The 17,777-nt window shown below is 70.6% G+C and carries 16 protein-coding genes and 1 riboswitch; of the genes, 1 reads left to right on the top strand and 15 read right to left on the bottom strand.

Annotated elements, in window-relative coordinates; genetic code table 11:
• Nucleotides 1-29: 29 nt before the first annotated feature.
• Nucleotides 30-650, top strand: a complete 621-nt coding sequence (locus tag CRP49_RS17495) for a hypothetical protein (RefSeq protein WP_097254214.1) — start codon at nucleotides 30-32, stop codon at nucleotides 648-650.
• A gap of 31 nt (nucleotides 651-681) precedes the next feature.
• Here the strand turns inward: CRP49_RS17495 and CRP49_RS17490 are convergent, their stop codons facing one another.
• From CRP49_RS17490 to CRP49_RS17420, 15 genes are all read right to left on the bottom strand, one after another.
• Nucleotides 682-1,335, bottom strand: coding sequence for a hypothetical protein (locus tag CRP49_RS17490; RefSeq protein WP_097254213.1), 654 nt, complete (start codon nucleotides 1,333-1,335; stop codon nucleotides 682-684).
• A gap of 309 nt (nucleotides 1,336-1,644) precedes the next feature.
• Entirely contained in the window at nucleotides 1,645-3,021 is a 1,377-nt protein-coding gene (locus CRP49_RS17485) for an NAD(P)/FAD-dependent oxidoreductase (protein WP_097254212.1), read from the bottom strand.
• A gap of 444 nt (nucleotides 3,022-3,465) precedes the next feature.
• Nucleotides 3,466-4,407 carry a Ppx/GppA phosphatase family protein gene (locus CRP49_RS17480; protein ID WP_097254211.1) on the bottom strand — a complete coding sequence of 314 codons (942 nt, stop codon included), beginning with the start codon at nucleotides 4,405-4,407 and terminating at the stop codon, nucleotides 3,466-3,468.
• Nucleotides 4,404-5,009, bottom strand: a complete 606-nt coding sequence (locus CRP49_RS17475) for a DUF501 domain-containing protein (protein ID WP_097254210.1) — start codon at nucleotides 5,007-5,009, stop codon at nucleotides 4,404-4,406. The genes CRP49_RS17480 and CRP49_RS17475 overlap by 4 nt, the downstream gene beginning before the upstream one ends.
• A gap of 46 nt (nucleotides 5,010-5,055) precedes the next feature.
• Nucleotides 5,056-5,532, bottom strand: coding sequence for a septum formation initiator family protein (locus CRP49_RS17470; RefSeq protein WP_094216613.1), 477 nt, complete (start codon nucleotides 5,530-5,532; stop codon nucleotides 5,056-5,058).
• A 101-nt stretch (nucleotides 5,533-5,633) separates the two neighbouring features.
• A complete protein-coding gene (gene eno / locus CRP49_RS17465; protein WP_097254209.1) occupies nucleotides 5,634-6,920 on the bottom strand; it encodes a phosphopyruvate hydratase in 1,287 nt (428 codons plus the stop codon).
• Nucleotides 6,921-7,300: 380 nt separating this feature from the next.
• Nucleotides 7,301-7,990, bottom strand: coding sequence for a transglycosylase family protein (locus CRP49_RS17460; protein WP_097254208.1), 690 nt, complete (start codon nucleotides 7,988-7,990; stop codon nucleotides 7,301-7,303).
• Between the two features lie 4 nt (nucleotides 7,991-7,994).
• Nucleotides 7,995-8,163: riboswitch (cyclic di-AMP (ydaO/yuaA leader) on the bottom strand.
• A 182-nt stretch (nucleotides 8,164-8,345) separates the two neighbouring features.
• The gene (locus CRP49_RS17455; protein ID WP_097254207.1) at nucleotides 8,346-9,386 is read right to left on the bottom strand and encodes a transglycosylase family protein; all 1,041 of its coding nucleotides are present in this window, start codon (nucleotides 9,384-9,386) and stop codon (nucleotides 8,346-8,348) included.
• Between the two features lie 169 nt (nucleotides 9,387-9,555).
• A complete protein-coding gene (locus CRP49_RS17450) occupies nucleotides 9,556-10,824 on the bottom strand; it encodes a cytochrome P450 (RefSeq protein ID WP_097254206.1) in 1,269 nt (422 codons plus the stop codon).
• Nucleotides 10,821-12,527, bottom strand: a complete 1,707-nt coding sequence (locus tag CRP49_RS17445; RefSeq protein WP_143670004.1) for a hypothetical protein — start codon at nucleotides 12,525-12,527, stop codon at nucleotides 10,821-10,823. Before CRP49_RS17445 ends, CRP49_RS17450 begins: the two co-directional genes overlap by 4 nt.
• Before the next feature lie 91 nt (nucleotides 12,528-12,618).
• Nucleotides 12,619-13,596 (bottom strand): nucleoside triphosphate pyrophosphohydrolase, encoded by a 978-nt coding sequence (locus CRP49_RS17440; RefSeq protein WP_097254204.1) that lies wholly within the window; start codon nucleotides 13,594-13,596, stop codon nucleotides 12,619-12,621.
• 164 nt (nucleotides 13,597-13,760) lie between these two features.
• The gene (locus tag CRP49_RS17435) at nucleotides 13,761-14,405 is read right to left on the bottom strand and encodes a SurA N-terminal domain-containing protein (protein WP_097254203.1); all 645 of its coding nucleotides are present in this window, start codon (nucleotides 14,403-14,405) and stop codon (nucleotides 13,761-13,763) included.
• A 198-nt stretch (nucleotides 14,406-14,603) separates the two neighbouring features.
• On the bottom strand, nucleotides 14,604-15,431 hold the full coding sequence (locus tag CRP49_RS17430) for a glycoside hydrolase domain-containing protein (protein ID WP_097254202.1): 828 nt from the start codon (nucleotides 15,429-15,431) through the stop codon (nucleotides 14,604-14,606).
• A 142-nt stretch (nucleotides 15,432-15,573) separates the two neighbouring features.
• Complete coding sequence (locus CRP49_RS17425) at nucleotides 15,574-17,067, bottom strand: serine/threonine-protein kinase (protein ID WP_257033673.1); 1,494 nt, start codon at nucleotides 17,065-17,067, stop codon at nucleotides 15,574-15,576.
• A 38-nt stretch (nucleotides 17,068-17,105) separates the two neighbouring features.
• Nucleotides 17,106-17,759 carry a hypothetical protein gene (locus CRP49_RS17420; protein WP_097254200.1) on the bottom strand — a complete coding sequence of 218 codons (654 nt, stop codon included), beginning with the start codon at nucleotides 17,757-17,759 and terminating at the stop codon, nucleotides 17,106-17,108.
• Nucleotides 17,760-17,777: the final 18 nt, after the last annotated feature.

The following is a 17,777-nucleotide window of genomic DNA, read 5'->3' as shown; positions in this document are numbered from 1 at the left end:
CCCCCACCATGTTTTGGATGTGAACTCCCATGACCCGTCTTTCCAAGATCCAGCGCCTGTCCCTGCTCGCCGCTTCGACCACCGTGATCACCGGCGGGGTGCTGTTCCCGGTCACCGCGTTCGCCGCCCCGGCACCGCAGACGGCCACCGTGGCCACGGCCGACGCCGCCACGCACTGGACGGCGACCACCGACAAACTGAGCGGCATCACGGCCGAGCTTCCCGGACACCCCCAGGTGCAGAAGTACTCCGAGAACGGCGTCGAGGCCCGGGTCTATCTGGTGCCGACCGACTACGGAACCGTCGGCTTCGTGGTCTACGACACGCCGAATACCGGCCAGAAGGACCTCAAGGGCTGTCTTCAGGCCTGGCTGGACGGCTACAACCAGGACTCCCGGTCAGCCGACACCGCACTCGCCAGTAAGGATCCTCAGGAGGGCACCACGGCCGACGGCCAGCCCGCCCTCGACTCGGCTCTCTCCGCCGGTGACGGCACGGTCGGCCACGTCCGTTTCGTCGACCTCGGGGACCACATGATCCAGGTGGTGGCCCTCGGCGACAAGGGCAGTCAGCAGGACGTGGACGCGGACTACCTGCAGCTCCTCAACGGCGTCCAGCTGCCGAGCGACGGCAGCACCCAGTCCTACTGACCCGACGGGACCCCACGGACCCGACAGCCCGCTACAGGCGGCTCAGCATGAGCGAGAGGGCGTTCGCCGCCTCCTCCCGGTTCTGCCCCCGGCCGCCCGAGCGGGCCACGGTCGCCTGCACCACGACCTGGCCTTTGCGGCCGGTGAGCTGCGTGTAGTAGATGTCCACCTTCTGGCCCGCCTTGTCGGCGACCTGGTGGCCCTCCTCGCCCGACAGCTCGTCGAAGCCCTTCAGCGCCGGAACGTCGACCGCGTGGACGTCCTCCCACTTCTGCTTGGTCGCGGCGTCGTACTCCGTCCGGCATCGCCGTGTGTCCGAGCGGAACCGGGCGATGTCCGCCGTGGCCGAGCCGGTGTCCCGGTGCACGACGACCGTCGACGTGTCGGCCACCGTGCGATCCGATTTCTGGGCATTGCGCTCCAGAGCGGCCAGCTCGTTCGCCGGTGGCTGCACCACGAGGGTGCAGCTGTCGTCGGCGACGGACTGCACGACCTGGTCCGTCTCGTAGGGATCGCTCCGCACATAGCCGGAACCCCAGTCCGCGGGGGTCAGGGCCACACGTTTCGCGAGGTCCCGGGCCTGCGCGGCGCTCCGGACACGTTCATGTCCCTGGTCGCGGCCACTGAGAGCGATCGCGAGCCCCACCGCGACCGCGACCACGGCGGCGGCAGCGCCGATGAGCACGGGGGGCCTGCGCCACCAGGGGCGCCGAGGAGGCCGGGCGGCCTGTATCCCGTGGAGAGGGCCGTGCGGCGGGCCGCCTGGAGGGCCGGGCGGCGGGCCGGGCGGCGGCCCGGCTGGAGGGCCGGGCGGCGGTTGCGTGCTCACCTGGCTCGTGTACCACCCGCGCTCGGGGTGCCGTGGCGCCGCCCGCAGAGATCACCTGTCTGATGGCGGAACCGGCCGCCCTGGACGGCCCGCGCACACGGCGAAGGGGCCGCCCGCACCACGGATGGCGGGCGGCCCCTTCGGGCTGATCCAGGTGACCTGAGGTCAGGAGGCCTTGGCCTTCTCCTCGGTCTTGGCGGCGACCGGCGCCGGCTTGGCGGCCTCGTAGAACTCCTCGCGGGGGTTCTCCATGGCGCCGAGGGAGACGACCTCACGCTTGAGGAACACGGCGAGGGTCCAGTCGGCGAAGACGCGGATCTTGCGGTTCCAGGTCGGCATCGCCAGACCGTGGTAGCCACGGTGCATGTACCAGGCGAGGCGGCCCTTGAGCTTGATCTTCACCTTGCCCATGACGATCATCGCCACACCCTTGTGCAGGCCGAGACCGGCCACCGCACCCTTGTTGGCGTGCTCGTACTCCTTCTGCGGGAAGCCCCGCATACCGGAGATCACGTTGTCGCCGAGGGTGCGCGCCTGACGCAGCGCGTGCTGGGCGTTCGGCGGGCACCAGGCGTTCTCGTTGCCCGCCTTGCGGCCGACGAGGTCCGGGACCTGTGCGTTGTCACCGGCGGCCCAGATGTAGTCCGTGCCCTTGACCTGGAGGGTCGGCTCGCAGTCGACGTGGCCGCGGGGGCCGAGGGGCAGGCCGAAGCGGGCGAGGGCCGGGTTCGGCTTGACGCCGGCGGTCCAGACGATCGTGTTGGAGTCGACCTCGAGGCCGTTCTTCAGCACCACGTGGCCGTCGACGCAGGAGTCCATGGAGGTGGAGAGGTAGATCTCCACGCCCCGGCTCTCCAGGTGCTCCTTGCCGTACTGGCCGAGCTTGGGGCCGACCTCGGGAAGGATCTTGTCCGCGGCGTCGACGAGAACGAAGCGCATGTCCTCACGGGACACGTTCTTGTAGTACTTGGCCGCGTCCCGGGCCATGTCCTCGACCTCGCCGATGGTCTCCGCACCCGCGAAGCCACCGCCGATGAAGACGAAGGTGAGCGCCTTGCGGCGGATCTCCTCGTCGGTCGTGGAGTCGGCCTTGTCCAGCTGCTCGAGGACGTGGTTGCGCAGGCCGATGGACTCCTCGATGCCCTTCATGCCTATGCCCTGCTCGGCGAGGCCGGGGATCGGGAAGGTGCGGGAGACCGCGCCCATCGCGATGACCAGGTAGTCGAAGGGCAGCTCGTACGCCTCGCCCACCAGCGGGGCGATCGTGGCGACCTTGCGGTCCTGGTCGATGGTGGTGACCCGGCCGGTGAGGACCTCCGCCTTCGGCAGCACGCGTCGCAGCGGGACGACGACGTGCCGAGGGGAGATGCTGCCGGCGGCGGCTTCGGGGAGGAAGGGCTGGTAGGTCATGTACGACCGGGGGTCGACGACCGTGACGGTCGCCTCTCCGTAGCGCATCTTCTTGAGAATGCGCCGAGCTGCGTACAGGCCTACGTACCCACCGCCTACTACGAGGATCCTGGGACGCTCCGTGGTGCTCATGGCATCGAGTATCCACCCGCCCCAGGAGGGGTGCTCGTGCGCCCCTTCACAAGGTCTGACAGGCCCTGTGCTAAACTCCGCGACCCGCGTGACGCAGGTCATGGCGCCGAGCGGGAACCCCTGGGCGGTCTGACCCGTTGTCAAGGCCGCGTGAGCTGCCCCTCTGGGCGGCCGGGGTGGTGGTGAGCACCTCGCAACACCCCTGCGGCACCCCCTTCCGGGCCCCTCCCGCACCCACCATCTGAACATGTTCAAACGGCTCAGGCACCCCCGGAAGGGCCAACCGGCCCCTTTTCCGGGTTCCGCAAGGCGGAATTCCTTGTGAAGAACTTCACGAAGTTTTCCGATCGACCGTCACCGAGGGGCCCTTGAGGGCCCCTCAGTCCCGCTCAGACGTTATCCGACCTGCTCAGCCGATGACTACTAGTCGGTAACAAAAGAGAGTTACGCCACCGACCACGCGATGCCGTCGAGGATGTCGTGCTCGCTGACGACGACCTCCTCGGCCCCGATCCGCTCCATGATCGCGAGCAGCACCAGGGCGCCCGCGCCGATGACGTCGACCCGGCCCGGGTGCATGGACGGGATCGCCGCGCGCTCGGCGTGCGTGGAGCGCAGCAGCCACTCGGTGATCTCCCGGACGCGGTCGTGGGAGATGCGGGAGTGGTGGATGCGCGCGGAGTCGTACGCGGGCAGGTCCTGGGCGATCGCGGACACGGTGGTGACCGAGCCGGCCAGACCGACCAGGGTGTGCGCCTCGCGCAGCGGGACCGTCTCCTCGGCGAGGTCCAGGGCGGCCTCGATGTCGGCCCGTATGCCGGCGATCTGCTCCTCGGTGGGCGGGTCGCTCACCTTGCCGTCGTGCACCAGGTGCCGCTCCGTCATCCGTACGCAGCCGACGTCCACGGACCGCGCGGCCCGCACATGGTCGTCGCCGACGACGAACTCGGTGGAGCCGCCGCCGATGTCCACCACCAGGTAGGGCTTGGTGAGGTCGTCCCGGCCCTTCAGCTCCTTCGTGGCACCGGTGAAGGAGAACTCGGCCTCCTGGTCACCGGTGATGACCTCGGGCTCGACACCGAGGATGTCGAGGACGCCCCGCACGAAGTCGTCCCGGTTCTCCGCGTCCCGGGAGGCGGAGGTGGCGACGAAGCGGAGCTTCTCGGCGCCGTACTCCTTGATGATCCCGGCGTATTCGCGGCAGGCGGCGAAGGTCCGCTCCAGGGCCTCGGGGGCGAGCCGGCCGGTGCGGTCGACGCCCTGGCCGAGCCGCACGATGGTCATCCGGCGGTCCAGGTCGACGAGTTCACCCGTCTCGGGATTCGCGTCCGCGACCAGCAGACGGATGGAGTTCGTACCGCAGTCGATGGCGGCCACACGGGTCACTGGTCGTCCTCCTCGACGGGCTTGGCGGCGAACCACCCCGACCCGTCCTCCGTCGTCTCCACCTGCCACCCCTCACCGGACGGCGGCCCGGGCAGCGTCACGCACGGCCCCTTGCTCCACCACTCCGGCAGCATGGCGATCGCCTCGTCGCCGAGCGGGTTCACACCCGGGCCGGCGGCCAGCGAGTGGGCGACGAGGACGTGCAGGCACTTCACCCGGTCCGGCATGCCGCCCGCGCTCGGGAAGCCCGCCAGGACCTCGATCTCGTCCCGGCGCCGGATGTAGTCCTCGTGCGCGGCCCGGTAGGCGGCGGCCAGCTCCGGGTCGCTCTGCAGCCGCTCCGTCATCTCCTTCATGACGCCGTTCGCCTCCAGCGTGCCGATCGCCGAGGCGGCGCGCGGGCACGTCAGGTAGTACGTCGTCGGGAAGGGCGTGCCGTCGGGCAGGCGGGGTGCCGTCTCCACGACGTCCGGCTGACCGCAGGGGCAGCGGTGCGCGATGGCCCTGAGGCCCCGCGGCGGGCGCCCGAGCTGCTGCTTGAAGGCCTCTACGTCCGCGTCGGTGGGCTCGGTGCGCGGAGTGGGCGGCGGAGGCGTTTCCATGACTGCTTTCAGGGTGGCTTTCTGTCGGTTACCGGCCGGGGGCCGGTTACTGGTCGGAGGCGTCGGACTTGTCGACGCCGTCCCAGACGTTCGCGTACCAGGGCCGGTGGGCGGCCCCGAGCTCGGCGCGGGACTGCTTGGCCGCGCCCGGGTCGATCACGACGTACCCGGTCTCCCCGGGCATCACATAGTGCAGCCTGCGCCGGATCTGCTGCTCGGCATAGGCGTCGTCCTGCCAGCGCGCCTTGAGGTCACGCAGCTGTTCGACGCGCTTGCGGGCCTGCTCCTGCTGCCGCTGCTGGTCGGCGATCTCGGCGCGCTGGGAGACGTACTGCCGCATCGGGTAGGCGAGCGCGACGATCAGCGAGCACAGCACGAGCGCCAGCAGCGCGGCGCGGCCGGTGAGGCGGGAGCGGCGGGCCTGCCGCTTGGTCTGGGAGCGGTAGACGCGGGCCGCCGTCTGCTCGCCGAGCAGCTTGAGCCTGGTCGCGGTGGAGAACCGGTCCCGGTCCTTCACGGCCATGTTCCCCGCCTCCCGTTCACACGCGCGTACGTCCCCGCACACGGTACGGGACCGAGTACGGGGACGTACGTACGACTGGCTGAGGCTTAGCCGAGATGCCGTCAGCCCTTGAAGCGCGGGAACGCGCTGCGGCCGGCGTACACCGCGGCGTCGTCGAGGATCTCCTCGATGCGCAGCAGCTGGTTGTACTTGGCGACGCGCTCGGAGCGGGCCGGGGCGCCGGTCTTGATCTGGCCGCAGTTGGTGGCGACGGCCAGGTCGGCGATGGTGACGTCCTCGGTCTCGCCGGAGCGGTGGGACATCATGCACTTGAAGCCGTTGCGCTGGGCCAGCTCGACGGCGTCCAGGGTCTCGGTCAGCGAACCGATCTGGTTGACCTTGACGAGCAGGGCGTTGGCGGTGCCCTCCTCGATGCCGCGGGCCAGGCGCTCCGGGTTGGTGACGAACAGGTCGTCGCCGACCAGCTGGACCTTGTCGCCGAGCTTGTCGGTGATGACCTTCCAGCCGGCCCAGTCGTCCTCGAACAGCGGGTCCTCGATGGAGACGAGCGGGTAGGCCGCGACCAGCTCCTCGTAGTACTCCGTCATCTCGGCGGCGGAGCGCTCCTTGCCCTCGAAGAGGTACTTGCCGTCCTTGTAGAACTCGGAGGCGGCGACGTCGAGCGCGAGGGCGATCTGCGAACCGGGGGCGTAACCGGCTTCCTTGATGGCCTCGAGGATGAGGTCGAGGGCCTCGCGGTTGGAGCCGAGGTTCGGGGCGAAGCCGCCCTCGTCGCCGAGGCCGGTGGACAGGCCGCGGCCCTTCAGCACCTTCTTGAGGGTGTGGTAGACCTCGGTGCCCCAGCGCAGGGCCTCGGAGAAGGACTCCGCGCCGATCGGGGCGATCATGAACTCCTGGATGTCCACGTTGGAGTCGGCGTGCGAGCCGCCGTTCAGGATGTTCATCATCGGCACCGGCAGCAGGTGCGCGTTCGGGCCGCCCAGGTAGCGGAAGAGGGGGAGGTCGCTGGCCTCGGAGGCGGCGTGGGCGACGGCGAGGGAGACGCCGAGGATGGCGTTGGCGCCGAGGGAGCCCTTGTTGTCGGTGGCGTCCAGGTCGAACATGGCCTGGTCGATCAGGCGCTGCTCGGTGGCGTCGTAGCCGACCAGCTCCGGGCCGATCTGCTCGATGACGGCGAGGACGGCCTTCTCGACACCCTTGCCCTGGTAGCGGTTCGGGTCACCGTCGCGCAGCTCGATGGCCTCGAAGGCACCGGTGGAGGCGCCGGACGGGACGGCGGCACGACCCGTGCTGCCGTCGTCGAGGCCGACCTCGACCTCGACCGTGGGGTTGCCTCGGGAGTCCAGGATTTCCCGGGCTACGACGACGTCGATGGACGGCACGAGCATCTCCTTCGTGGATGTGACGCTGGTTGTGCGCGGCTGGTGTGCCTTGCGACTAGAGCCTAACCGTCCCGGGGGCGTCGGCCACCGACCGACCGTCCCGTGGACAGGGAGACGGTACCTATTGTTCACGTTCGGAACAAAGGGGCTCATGGGTGAGGCCCGGCTGAAGAGTGGGGAAACGGAGGGAACACCGGGGCGGGGCCCGGCAGGGAGCGGGGCGGCCGCACAGGGCGGGGTGGGTACAAACAACCCCGCCCCGGCGCGTACGGGGGAACACGCGCCGGGGCGGGGAGCCCGTGGGGACGGGGGGAAAGTCCCTCACGAGGCCTTCAGTGTGGGGGCCGGCCTTGTGAGGGCGCTGTGGTTCTGGTGGGGACCAGGTGTCACTTCAGGTGCAGCTGCTGGCCCGGGTAGATGAGGTTCGCGTCCTCGACGATGTCCTTGTTCAGCTGGAACAGCTTCTGCCAGCCGCCCTTGACCTTGTGCTGCTCGGCGATCGTGCTGAGGGTGTCGCCCTTGACGACCTTGTACTCGCCGTCGCCCTTCTTGACCTTCTTGCCGGTCGGGGTGGTGACGGTCTGGCTCGCGGCCGGGCGCTCGGCGGAGCGGGAGGCGGCCTGCTGGTCGGTGGAGCGGGTGGCCGTCGTGGTGCTCTTCGAGGAGCTGCTCGTCGACGGAGCCGCCGCGGTGCCGCTGTACGGGGTGCTCGACAGGCCCGTGCCGCAGACCGGCCAGGCGCCCTTGCCCTGGGAGGCGAGGACCTTCTCGGCGACGGTGATCTGCTGCTGCTTGCCGGCCAGGTCGGCGCGGGCGGCGTAGGCCGTGCCGCCGTAGGCGGCCCAGGTGGAGGCGGAGAACTGGAGACCGCCGTAGTAGCCGTTCCCGGTGTTGATGGACCAGTTGCCGCCGGACTCGCACTGGGCGACCGCGTCCCACTCGGAGGCGGTGGCGGCGGAGGCGTTGCCGGCCGCCATCAGCGGGGCGGCGACGGCGGCGCCGGTGACACCGGCGAGTGCGATGACACGGGTGGCCTTGGACGGACGACGGTGCTTGCCCTTGCCGGAGAACAGCATGGATCGATCCCCTCACCGACGCCTGCGAGGTGAGCTGTCGGGTTCGGGCCGGTTGAGTTGCCCGGCCGCGGCCCTTTCGGGACGCGGCTTCACCCCAAGCCGGTGCCGGCATCAACTGCCGGTCCCGGCGCTTACCTTGGGTCCCCCGCTCCTGCCTACGGCGCTTGACGCGACGACTGTTCCCGGGCAACCGCTGGCAGGACTCGGCGTTGCGGAAGCCGGGGCTCGTGGTGACGAGCGGCCTTGACCGTAGACAGGCGATCGGCGGAATTTCAAAGACGATCAGGGCTTCTGAGACTCATCCCACACTTTCGCCAAAACGGACATTAAGCGTGAAGTGGGGCGTCAACTCCCGCTACTTATCGCCCGTTTCGATACCGACTTCGAGGGTCTGACCGGCACTGATGTGGTTCGGGTCGGCCCCGATGGCCTTCTTGTTCTCGGCGTAGAGCGCATGCCATCCGCCGTCGACGTCAAGGGAGTCGGCGATGGAGGCGAGGGTGTCGCCCTCGCGGACGGTGTAGGTGCTCGCGTCGCGGCTGGCGTGACGGCCGGACGCGGTGCCGTTCTGACCGTTTGTCACGCTTTCGTCCGCACTGCCACCGCGGTGGCGTCCGCCACCACTGAGGGCGCCGGTGTCGACCAGGCTCGAAGAGCTGTCGGTCTGCCACGAATTGTCCGACTCATCCGTCGCGGGATCCGTAGTGGCGGACTCGCTCCCCTGCGCACTCCCGGTGCCGGGCGATGCGGATTTGTCGGACTTGGGGGTGTCCGCACCCTTCTCGTCGCCCTTGGCGTCGGCGTCCTTGCTCGCGCTCGGGGACGGCTTGGCCGTCGCATCCGAGGAGGAGTCGGACGAGGAAGACGAATCCGGCAGGCCGGACGAGTCAGACGTGTCGGACGTATCGGTGGAGTTGGACGGGTCCGTGGACGCGGAGGAGTCGCCGGAGTGTGCCGAGCCGGAGCCGGAGTCGGACGAACCGGAGCCCGAGACGCCCGTGTCGACGTCCACGGAGCCGGAGTCCGAGGTCATGCCGGCCAGCAGGGCGCAGGTGGCCCAGGGGGTGGTGCCCTGGTCGGCGAGGATCTTCTCGGCGACGGCGATCTGCTGCGAACGGCTGGCCTCGTCGGCGCTGGAGGCGTACTTCGTGCCGCCGTACTTGGCCCAGTCGCCCTGGGATATCTGCAGGCCGCCGTAGTAACCGTTACCGGTGTCGGCGCTCCAGGAGCCACCGCTCTCGCACTCGGCCACCTTGTCCCACGTGGTGCCGTCGGCCGCGTTGGCGCTCGCCGCGCCGAGCAGCGGGATGGCGATGGCGGAGCCGGTCACGCCGGCCGCGACGAGGAGGGCCGGAGCCTGACGGGGGCGACGGTGACGACCGTTCCCGGTGAGCATGCGGAAGCCTTTCGTGCGACAGCAGGACCGGCGCGGCCGGTGGAACTCGGGGGCCACGCTGATGGGTGAACGTATAGGCAGACGATCACTTGTCACAAGTTAATGCCGCGCAGATCACGTGAAGATCACAGAGTTGAACGTCTGTCATGTTCCGTTGTACGGGCTGTGCTCACCGGGCGGGCGTGAACTCCACGGGGAGGGTGCGCAGGCCGCGCATGATGAGCCCGCCGCGCCAGCGCAGCTCGGCCGGATCCGCCGCGAGCCGCAGGTCGGGGAGGCGGGTGAGGAGGGTGGCCAGCGCGGTCTGGCCCTCCAGACGGGCGAGCGGGGCGCCGAGGCAGTAGTGGATGCCGTGGCCGTAGCCGAGGTGCTGGTTGTCCCTGCGGGACAGGTCCAGGACGTCCGGGTCGGCGAACCGTTCCGGATCCCGGTCGGCGGCGGCGAGTACGACCAGCACCGGGTCCCCGGCGGCGATGTCCTGCCCGCCGATGGTGAGCGGCCGGGTGGCGAACCGCCAGGTGGCCAGCTCCACCGGGCCGTCGTAGCGCAGGAGTTCCTCGACTCCGGTCTCCAGCAGGTCCCTTTCCCCGGCGGCCAGGGAGCGCTGCAGGCGGTGGCGCTCCTCGGGGTGGGTGAGCAGGGCGTAGGTGCCGTTGCCGATCAGGTTCACGGTGGTCTCGAACCCGGCGAACAACAGGATGAAGGCCATCGCGGCGGCCTCGTTCTCGGTGAGGTGCTCACCGTGGTCCGAGGCGCGGATGAGGCCGGAGATCAGATCCTCGCCGGGTGCCGGCTCGGCGGGCAGCGCCTCGCGCTTGCGGTGGATCAGCTCCGCGAGATACCCGCGCATCTTCTTCACCGACCGGGCGACCCCGCCCCGCGGCCCACCCCCGTGCCGGATCATCATCCCCGCCCAGTCCCGGAAGTCGTCCTGGTCCTCGCGCGGGACGCCGAGCAGGTCGCAGATGGCGTAGATGGGGAGCGGGAAGGCGAACTCGTGGATGAGATCGGCCGAGCCCTGCTTCGCGAACCGGTCGATGAGGTGGTCGGTCAGCTCCTGCACCCGGGGCGCGAACTCGGCGACCCGGCGGGGCGTGAACGCCTTGCTGACCAGCCGGCGCAGACGGGTGTGGTCCGGCGGGTCGATGTTCAGCAGGTGCGTCATCAACTCGGCCTTGCGCTCGCCCGGAATGCCGGTCTTGCCCTTGGCGTGCGCGGGCTCGTCGTGATGCTCCGGGTTCTTGGAGAGGCGCTGGTCGGCGAGGGCCTGTTTGGCGTCCTGGTAGCGGGTGACCAGCCAGGCTTCCACGCCGCTGGGGAGCGTGGTCCTGTGGACGGGCGCGTGCTCGCGGAGCCAGGCGTAAGCGGGGTAGGGGTTGGTGGCGAACTCCCAGGTGAAGAGGTCGGGGGTGGTGCTGGTGGTCGGCTGGTCGGTCACTCTTTGACGGTATCCGGATTCGTCGGGAAGGCCTTGCGGAGGGATGCGAGCTGGACGGCCGCGCGTTCGGAGCCGTTTGCGGCGGCCATGGCGAGCCAGTGTTCGGCTTGGGTGAGGAGGACGGGGCCGAGGACCCGAACCGCCCCGGCGCTACCAGCCTCAGCCGCCCTCGCCAGGTAGCAGATGGCTTCGGTGTACTCGCCCTGTCCGAGGAGGTACTCACCGAAATGCTGGCCCAACCTTGGGTCCCGCTCCACCAGCCTCCGGTACCAGAGTCTGGCGTCGGCGTCGTCCCCGGCCAGAGCCGCGAGGTCGGCGAGCGACCATACGGCGGATACGTCGTCCGCCTCTGCCCACACGCGCACAGCCGCCCGGCCCGCGTGCACCACTGCGTCGAAGTCGGCCGGACTGTACTCCCTTGCCATCTCGGCCGCGTACCGCCACACATCAGGCTCCGCAGGCCGCAGATCCGGTGCCCGCATGGCAGCTGCGACCAAGGGCCCGCTGGCCCGCCAGGTCGCGGCTTCCCCGCCCGGGACGAGGAGGCCGATGACACCGAGCCTGTGCCGGGCGGCCCACTCCAGATCGGCCTGCGTAAAGGACTGGAGCACCTGATGCTCGAACGCCTCGACCGGCACTGCCGCCGTGACGCCGCATCGAGCCAGCTCCACAGCGATCCGCACCAGCAGGTGTCCGTGCGGCCGACCGGACGGGCGGCGTGCCCGCCACCACTCCTCCCACAGCTCCGGTCCCACCGCGAGGAACTGGGTGACCCCCAGATCACCGCGCCAGCGCACAGCGTCCACGAGCAGCGGATCGTCCGCCTCCGCGAGACGCGCCAGTTCCGCCTCGCTCCAGCGGCAGGTGAGCTCGAGGGTGCGGGCCACGCTGAGAACACGCGCGGCCGGTCGGTCTCCGAAACGGTGGGTGTCGTACGCCTCGTCGCGCATCGTGGCGAGGACGACCACGCCTCTGTGGGTGAGCTGGGCCAGGAGGCCTGCCGTCAGGCCCTGTTCGCCGAGATGCCCCTCAAGATCGTCCAGCCACACCACATAGGTGCCGCCGGGGTCGCGGCCGTGCAGTGCGGCGGGAAGGCCCCGCAGGTCGTCCCCGGGATGGGCCCTGTAGAGGCGGGTGTCCTCGGGCACGCCGCGATTCAGCGCGGCCCACGCCGTGCTCGTCTTGCCGGACAGCGGCTCGCCGGTGACAACGACCAGGCCGCCCGTCTCCAGGACGTGCGCGAGCATCCTGTCGAGTTCGGCGTCGCGGTCCCGCGGCACGTACGGTGGCAGGGTCGGCTCACCGCCGTGACTCTGCGTGGGGCGTACGCCGAGGGCGAGACGCCGGACGTCGATGAACCGGGGCCAGCCGTCGGCGGCCGCAGGACCTGTGAGGCCCGGTGACGCGGGGCCGTAGTTGTTCTGGACACCGATGACGGGAGCATGGAAGGTGCTCTGGCTGAAGTCGACGTGATCGCGGACGGCGTGCTGGATGCCGGAGCCGAGGATCGTGCCGACTCGGAGCGCGTCGCCTGACGGGCCCCCGGACGTCGGCTTCTCGGCATACGGCGGCTCTGCGGGCGGGGTCGGCGGAGCATCTGGGACGTTGGACAGGAGTCGGCCGCACACGCTGCAGGCGGCGGCGATCCTGGGCGAGTAGGTGTCGCAGTCGGGGCAGCGGACATCCCTCGGCCGATTCTCCAACTCCCGCTCCATGCAAGCCCCCACGCCCCGAAACCAGCCCGGAGACCAACCGTACTAGGGCTCTGTGGCCGGGCCGACGGGGCTGCCGACGCTAGTCCCCCACCCCCTCAGCAGCCCGCACCGCATGCCGGTACGCCCGGGCCGCCGCCCGCAGCGCCGCCTCCGGGTCCACACCCTCCGCCTCGGCCCCTACCGCCATGGCCAGCAGGTCGTAGCCGATGCCCTCGGACGTCGGCAGTGGCACCTCCAGCCCCGCCGTCCGCACCCGCGACGCCAGCTTCGACGCGAGGGCGAGGCCCGGCTGGCCAAGGGGTATTCCGTCGGTCACCGACTCGCGCTGCTTCTCGATCGCCTTGGTGCGCAGCCAGTGCTCCTTGACGTCCTCCGGTGTCTCGGCCTTCTCGTCGCCGAAGACGTGGGGGTGGCGGTGGATGAGTTTGGCGACGATGCCGCCCGCCACGTCGTCGATGGAGAAGGGGGCGTCCGGGTCCTCCTCGGCGATGCGGGAGTGGAAGACGACCTGGAGCAGGACGTCGCCCAGTTCCTCGCGCAGCTCGTCGCGGTCGCCGGCCTCGATCGCCTCGACCAGTTCGTACGCCTCCTCGATGCCGTACTTCGCCAGGCCCATGTGGGTCTGCCGGGACGACCAGGGGCATTCGGCGCGGATGCGGTCCATGACCTGGACGAGGTCGAGGAGGCGGGCGCCCGGCAGGTCGTAGGAGGCGGGGAGGAGTTCCAGTTCGGGCATGTGCACGCGTCCGGAGCCGGCCAGGCGGGCCAGTCCGTCGGTGAGGGCGGGCTCTCCCTCACCCGTGGCCACGACCACCACCGTCCGCCCGCCGGCGCAGGCGTCGACCAGCTCCTGGGCGGTGGGGGACGACTCCGCCACGGATATCCCGGCCTCCCGCAGATACGGCAGCTGCGGGTGCGCGCCGTCCGCGCACAGCACGGCGTCGGCGGCGCGCAGGGCCTGCCAGGCGGGCCAGGACAGCAGGCCGGGCGCGACACGGTGGCTGGTGGTGAGCAGGACGATGCGGCCGGGGGCGGCTTCGGGGCTGGTTGCGTTCACGATCCGAACGTAACTCACCGCGAAGAGGGACGGGATCGGTTGTCCACAGGGGTGGAGGTGTCGTGTGATCGTATGACTGGTAGTTGTTGCCGAGCGCCATCGACCGTCATCTACCGCTGTCGACCGCTGCCGTACCGTTACGGCACCCGGAACCGGACCGCCCGCTACGTCGTCTGCTGCTGCGCTCCCGCCGTCACCTCTCGTACCCACGGCGTCTTCGCGTCCACCCGGCTGCTCTTCTGCACGTCCCAGGAGCCGTAGCGCGGGTTGAGGTCGACGTGGAGTTCCTCGGAGGCCTGGGACAGGGCCTTCCAGAAGGCGGGCTGGGAGGTGTCCGTGCCGAGCCTCGCGGCGAGTTTCTGTGCCTCCAGCTGGAGGCGGAGGTTGTCGTCCAGCTGCTCGGGCGCGATGCCGTACTTCTGCAACCAGGCCGTTTCGAGTCCCTTGGCGCCGCCGGCCTGCTGCTCCAGGCCGGTGCGCATCTGCAGGACCTCCTTGCGGGTGACCGTGATCCCCTCGTCCTGCGCGGCGCGGTGCAGCACCCGGTCGAGGACCATGTTGTGCAGGGTGTCGCGGGTCAGGCCGCTGGTGGAGGCGAGGACCTGCTGGTACTGGGTCTCGTCCGGCACCGCGGCCCGCTGTGCCTTGCGTACCTCGTTGACCCGGTTCTCCAGCTGGGCGACGGTGATCCGCTGCCCTCCCACGACGGCGGCCGCGCCGGGGTGCGCATCGCTTCCGCAGGCGGCCAGGAGGGGGGCCGCGGCGGCGATCGCGGCGGAAAGGACGAGCGCGGTGCGACGGCGGTGCAAGGAAACCTCCCGAGGAGATTGCAATGACAGGTGCGGCGCGCCAGCGCCTCCGCCAGGGGTGGTGGTCGGGCGACGGGCGGGCGCACAAAGTCTTGCGGTGATCGATGGTAGGCAGTGGGCAGGCTGCGGCCAACCCATTCGACCAACGATTCGCGCGCGCTTCGGGCACCGCCGCGCGCACCGGCGACGGTGCCGTCGTCAGCCGGTGATGGCCACCGGCGCGTCCCACGCGTCACGGTCGACGGTGAGCGGGACGCCGCCGTGCGTCTCCTTGCTGTTGACCATGTACTGGTGGGCGCGGCTGTGGTCGGTGAACTGGGTGGCGCCCCACGGCCAGTCCGCGGTGGTCGTGTTCTGCTTGTCCCACAGCGCGTACCAGAGGTTGCCCGGCAGGTCGGTCTTGTCGGTGGCGGTCGCGACGGCCTTGGCGCTGGAGCTGGTGAAGCCGTAGTAGCCGGTGCGGTAGGTCTTGGCGCGCAGGCCCTTGTCGAAGGCGCGCACGTAGGTCAGCACGGCGTCGTTGCACGCCTTGTTCGTGCTGTCGTACGCCTCCATGTCGAGGTAGATCGGGCTGCCCGCCTTCATGCCGAGCGCGGACGCCTTGGCGACGGCGTCCGTCGCGTCCGAGGCGCCGAGGGAGGCGGCCGTGGTGGCGGTCAGCTTCTCCGGGTTGGAGCCGGACTGGCAGGGCGGCTGGGCGCCGACGTAGAGCGGTATGAGCTTCCAGCCCATGGCGGTGACGTTCTTGACCCAGGTGGACGTGAGGTTGGGCTGGTTGCAGCCGCGGTTCTTGCCGCCCACGTAGACGGCGGCGGCGCCGTAGAAGCCGGTGTGCCAGGCCTTCATCGTGCCTTCGGAGGGCGCGGTGCAGGTGTCGAAGGCGCGGCCGGTGAACGTCTTCTGCGCGGGCCAGGTGGTGGCGGCCATGGAGGTCTGCGCGGCGATGCCGGCGCCGGCCAGGACGGCCGTCCCGGCCACCGCCCACGTGACGTACCTGCGCTTCTTCGACTGCCGATGGCCGGCCATGAAACCCCACCCCTGCTCGTGCGTGCTGGCGAAAAACGTGTGTCCTGGCGAAAAACGAAGCGCAACCTATACGGCTGCGCCCCTGGCTTCGGGAAACGCGATCCCCTGAAGATCACAAGAATCCCTCAGGGAACAGCAAAATCTAGCCGCGCACCTGTCCCAGCCACTGCAGGGTGCGGCGGATCTCCGCGGCCAGCGGGTGACCCGGGCCCTGGAAGCGTTCGACGTCCATCAGCAGCCGCGCGAGGGTGTCGTGGGCGGCCGGGCGGTCGCCGAGCGCGAGCAGCAGGTGGCCGATGCGGCGCCGCACGTCGTGGGCGAGCTGCGGGTCGCCGGAGACGTACTGGTTCTCGTAGTACGGCAGCAGCGCGCGGTACTCCGCGAGCGCCGCCGCCGGTTCGCCGAGCTGCTCCAGGCACTGCGCGGCCTCGTAGCGGAAGCGCAGGGACTGCGGGTCGGCCTGGCCGGCCTCGGCGGCACGTTCGTCGGCGAGGCGGCGCAGTTCGGGCAGTGCGCGCCGGTACTGGCCGTCGTCCATGAGGGTGGCCGCGTACTGCTTGCGCAGGGTGCGCACGACCGGGGAGTGCTCGCCGTGCTGCTCGGCCGCGGCGGGCAGGATCGCGCCGAGTATGTCCACGGCCTGGGTGATGCGGCCCTCCCCTAGGAGCCGTTTGACCTCGTCCACGGCCGCTGCGACATCGGGCTTCTCGGTCACCGCGGGCGCGGGTGCGACGGAGGCGGGCTGGGGCGCGGGCGTCCGCGCGCGGTCCGGCCAGGGGGCGTGCGGGCGCAGGAAGGGGCGCGTAGGGTCCAACGGCGCCCCGGTGGGTATCCCGCGCGCGGGAAGGAGCAGCGCCAGGTGCTCGTACACCTCCTGCGCGGAGGCCGGCCGGTGCTGCGGATCCTTGGCGAGCAGCCGCAGGACCAGCGCTTCGAGCGCCTCGGGGACCTCGGGGCGGATGCGGCGCACGGGCAGCGGGGGCTCGTACAGGTGCCGGTGCAGCACACCGAGCGCCGTGGAGCCCGCGAACGGCACATCGCCGCTGAGCAGTTCGTGCATCAGCACACCGAGCGCGTACAGGTCGGTGTACGGGCCGACCGCGCCGCCCATCGCCTGCTCGGGCGCCATGTAGGCGGGCGAGCCGATCGGCGAGCCGGTGTGGGTGAGGCGGGTGGTGTCGGTGTCCATGACCGAGGCCACGCCCAGATCGAGGACGGTGACCGTGCCGTCCTGCTTCACCATCACGTTGCGCGGCTTGAGGTCGCGGTGCACGATCGGCACGGCGTGCACGGCGCTCAGCACGGCGCACAGCTGCGCGGCCACCGCGACCGCCCACTGCCACGGGTACGGGTCGTGCTCGGCGAGGTGGTCGGAGAGGTCGGCGCCGTCGACGTACTGCATGACGAGGAACAGCTCCTCGCCCTCGCTGCCCGCGTCGTGCACGGTGACCAGGCCCGGGTGGTCCACCTGTGCGGTGACCCGGCACTCGCGCACGAAGCGGCGGCGCAGCTCGTCCGCCTCCTGCCCGGCCACCTTGTCGGGGCGCAGCAGCTTCACCGCCACACGCCGGTCCAGCCGCTGGTCGTACGCCGTCCAGACCTGGCCCATGCCGCCCTGCCCGATGAGCGTGGACAGCTCGTACCGGCCGGCGACGACACGTCCTGTCGCCACGGTCACCGTCCGCCCTCGTGGCCGGCGTCCTGCCTGCCGTCGTCACGGCCGTCCTGGTGGCCGTCGTGCTTGCGCAGGTAGTCGCTCAGCTCGTCCAGTTCGGCCCGCACCTGGTCGATCCGGGCGGGCGCCGGGCGCTGGGGCGGCGGGGTGGTCAACGGGGGCCCAGGTATGGGCGTGTGCGCCATCGGGGGCGTGCCGGGCGGGGACTGCACGGGCACGGGGGTCTGCCCCCCGATCGTCGCCGTGAACGGCGCCGAAGGCTGCGGATAACCGTAGCCGGACAGCGCCCGGCCGCCCGCGTACGCCTGCTGGAGCTTCTGGAAGTGCCGGCTGTCCGCCACGAGGTAGTACACGAGCACGAGGGGCAGGAGGCCGAGAATCAGGGCCAACCCCAGGTAGCCACCCGGGGTGTGGATCTCGTCGCCGGGCTCGCTGCCCAGCAGCACGATGGCGAGGATGTCGGCCGCCAGCACCGCCACGAACAGGCCCCAGTCCAGCGACTTGCGCGTGACCGCGGCCAGCCGCAGCAGGATCGCCCAGGTCAGGAAGCCGAGACTGAGGACCCCGACCGCCACGAACAGCACCCGCATGAAGACCAGCCACCCGGTGTGGGGCGGCTGCTTCACCGGCCGTGCGTAGCCGTGGCCTTGCATGACTGCTCCTGATGCCTG

This window comes from Streptomyces sp. Ag109_G2-15 (assembly GCF_900215565.1).
GTDB lineage: Bacteria > Actinomycetota > Actinomycetes > Streptomycetales > Streptomycetaceae > Streptomyces > Streptomyces diastatochromogenes.
This window is presented reverse-complemented; position numbering and strand designations above follow the sequence as displayed.

Bases quoted from the DNA above. Each gene is read 5' to 3' on its own strand.
- CRP49_RS17495 (WP_097254214.1), top strand. From the start codon at position 30: ATGACCCGTCTTTCCAAGATCCAGCGCCTGTCCCTGCTCGCCGCTTCG.
- CRP49_RS17485 (WP_097254212.1), bottom strand. From the start codon at position 3,021: ATGAGCACCACGGAGCGTCCCAGGATCCTCGTAGTAGGCGGTGGGTAC.
- CRP49_RS17475 (WP_097254210.1), bottom strand. From the start codon at position 5,009: ATGGAAACGCCTCCGCCGCCCACTCCGCGCACCGAGCCCACCGACGCG.
- CRP49_RS17470 (WP_094216613.1), bottom strand. From the start codon at position 5,532: ATGGCCGTGAAGGACCGGGACCGGTTCTCCACCGCGACCAGGCTCAAG.
- eno (WP_097254209.1), bottom strand. From the start codon at position 6,920: ATGCTCGTGCCGTCCATCGACGTCGTCGTAGCCCGGGAAATCCTGGAC.
- CRP49_RS17460 (WP_097254208.1), bottom strand. From the start codon at position 7,990: ATGCTGTTCTCCGGCAAGGGCAAGCACCGTCGTCCGTCCAAGGCCACC.
- CRP49_RS17455 (WP_097254207.1), bottom strand. From the start codon at position 9,386: ATGCTCACCGGGAACGGTCGTCACCGTCGCCCCCGTCAGGCTCCGGCC.
- CRP49_RS17430 (WP_097254202.1), bottom strand. From the start codon at position 15,431: ATGGCCGGCCATCGGCAGTCGAAGAAGCGCAGGTACGTCACGTGGGCG.
- CRP49_RS17420 (WP_097254200.1), bottom strand. From the start codon at position 17,759: ATGCAAGGCCACGGCTACGCACGGCCGGTGAAGCAGCCGCCCCACACC.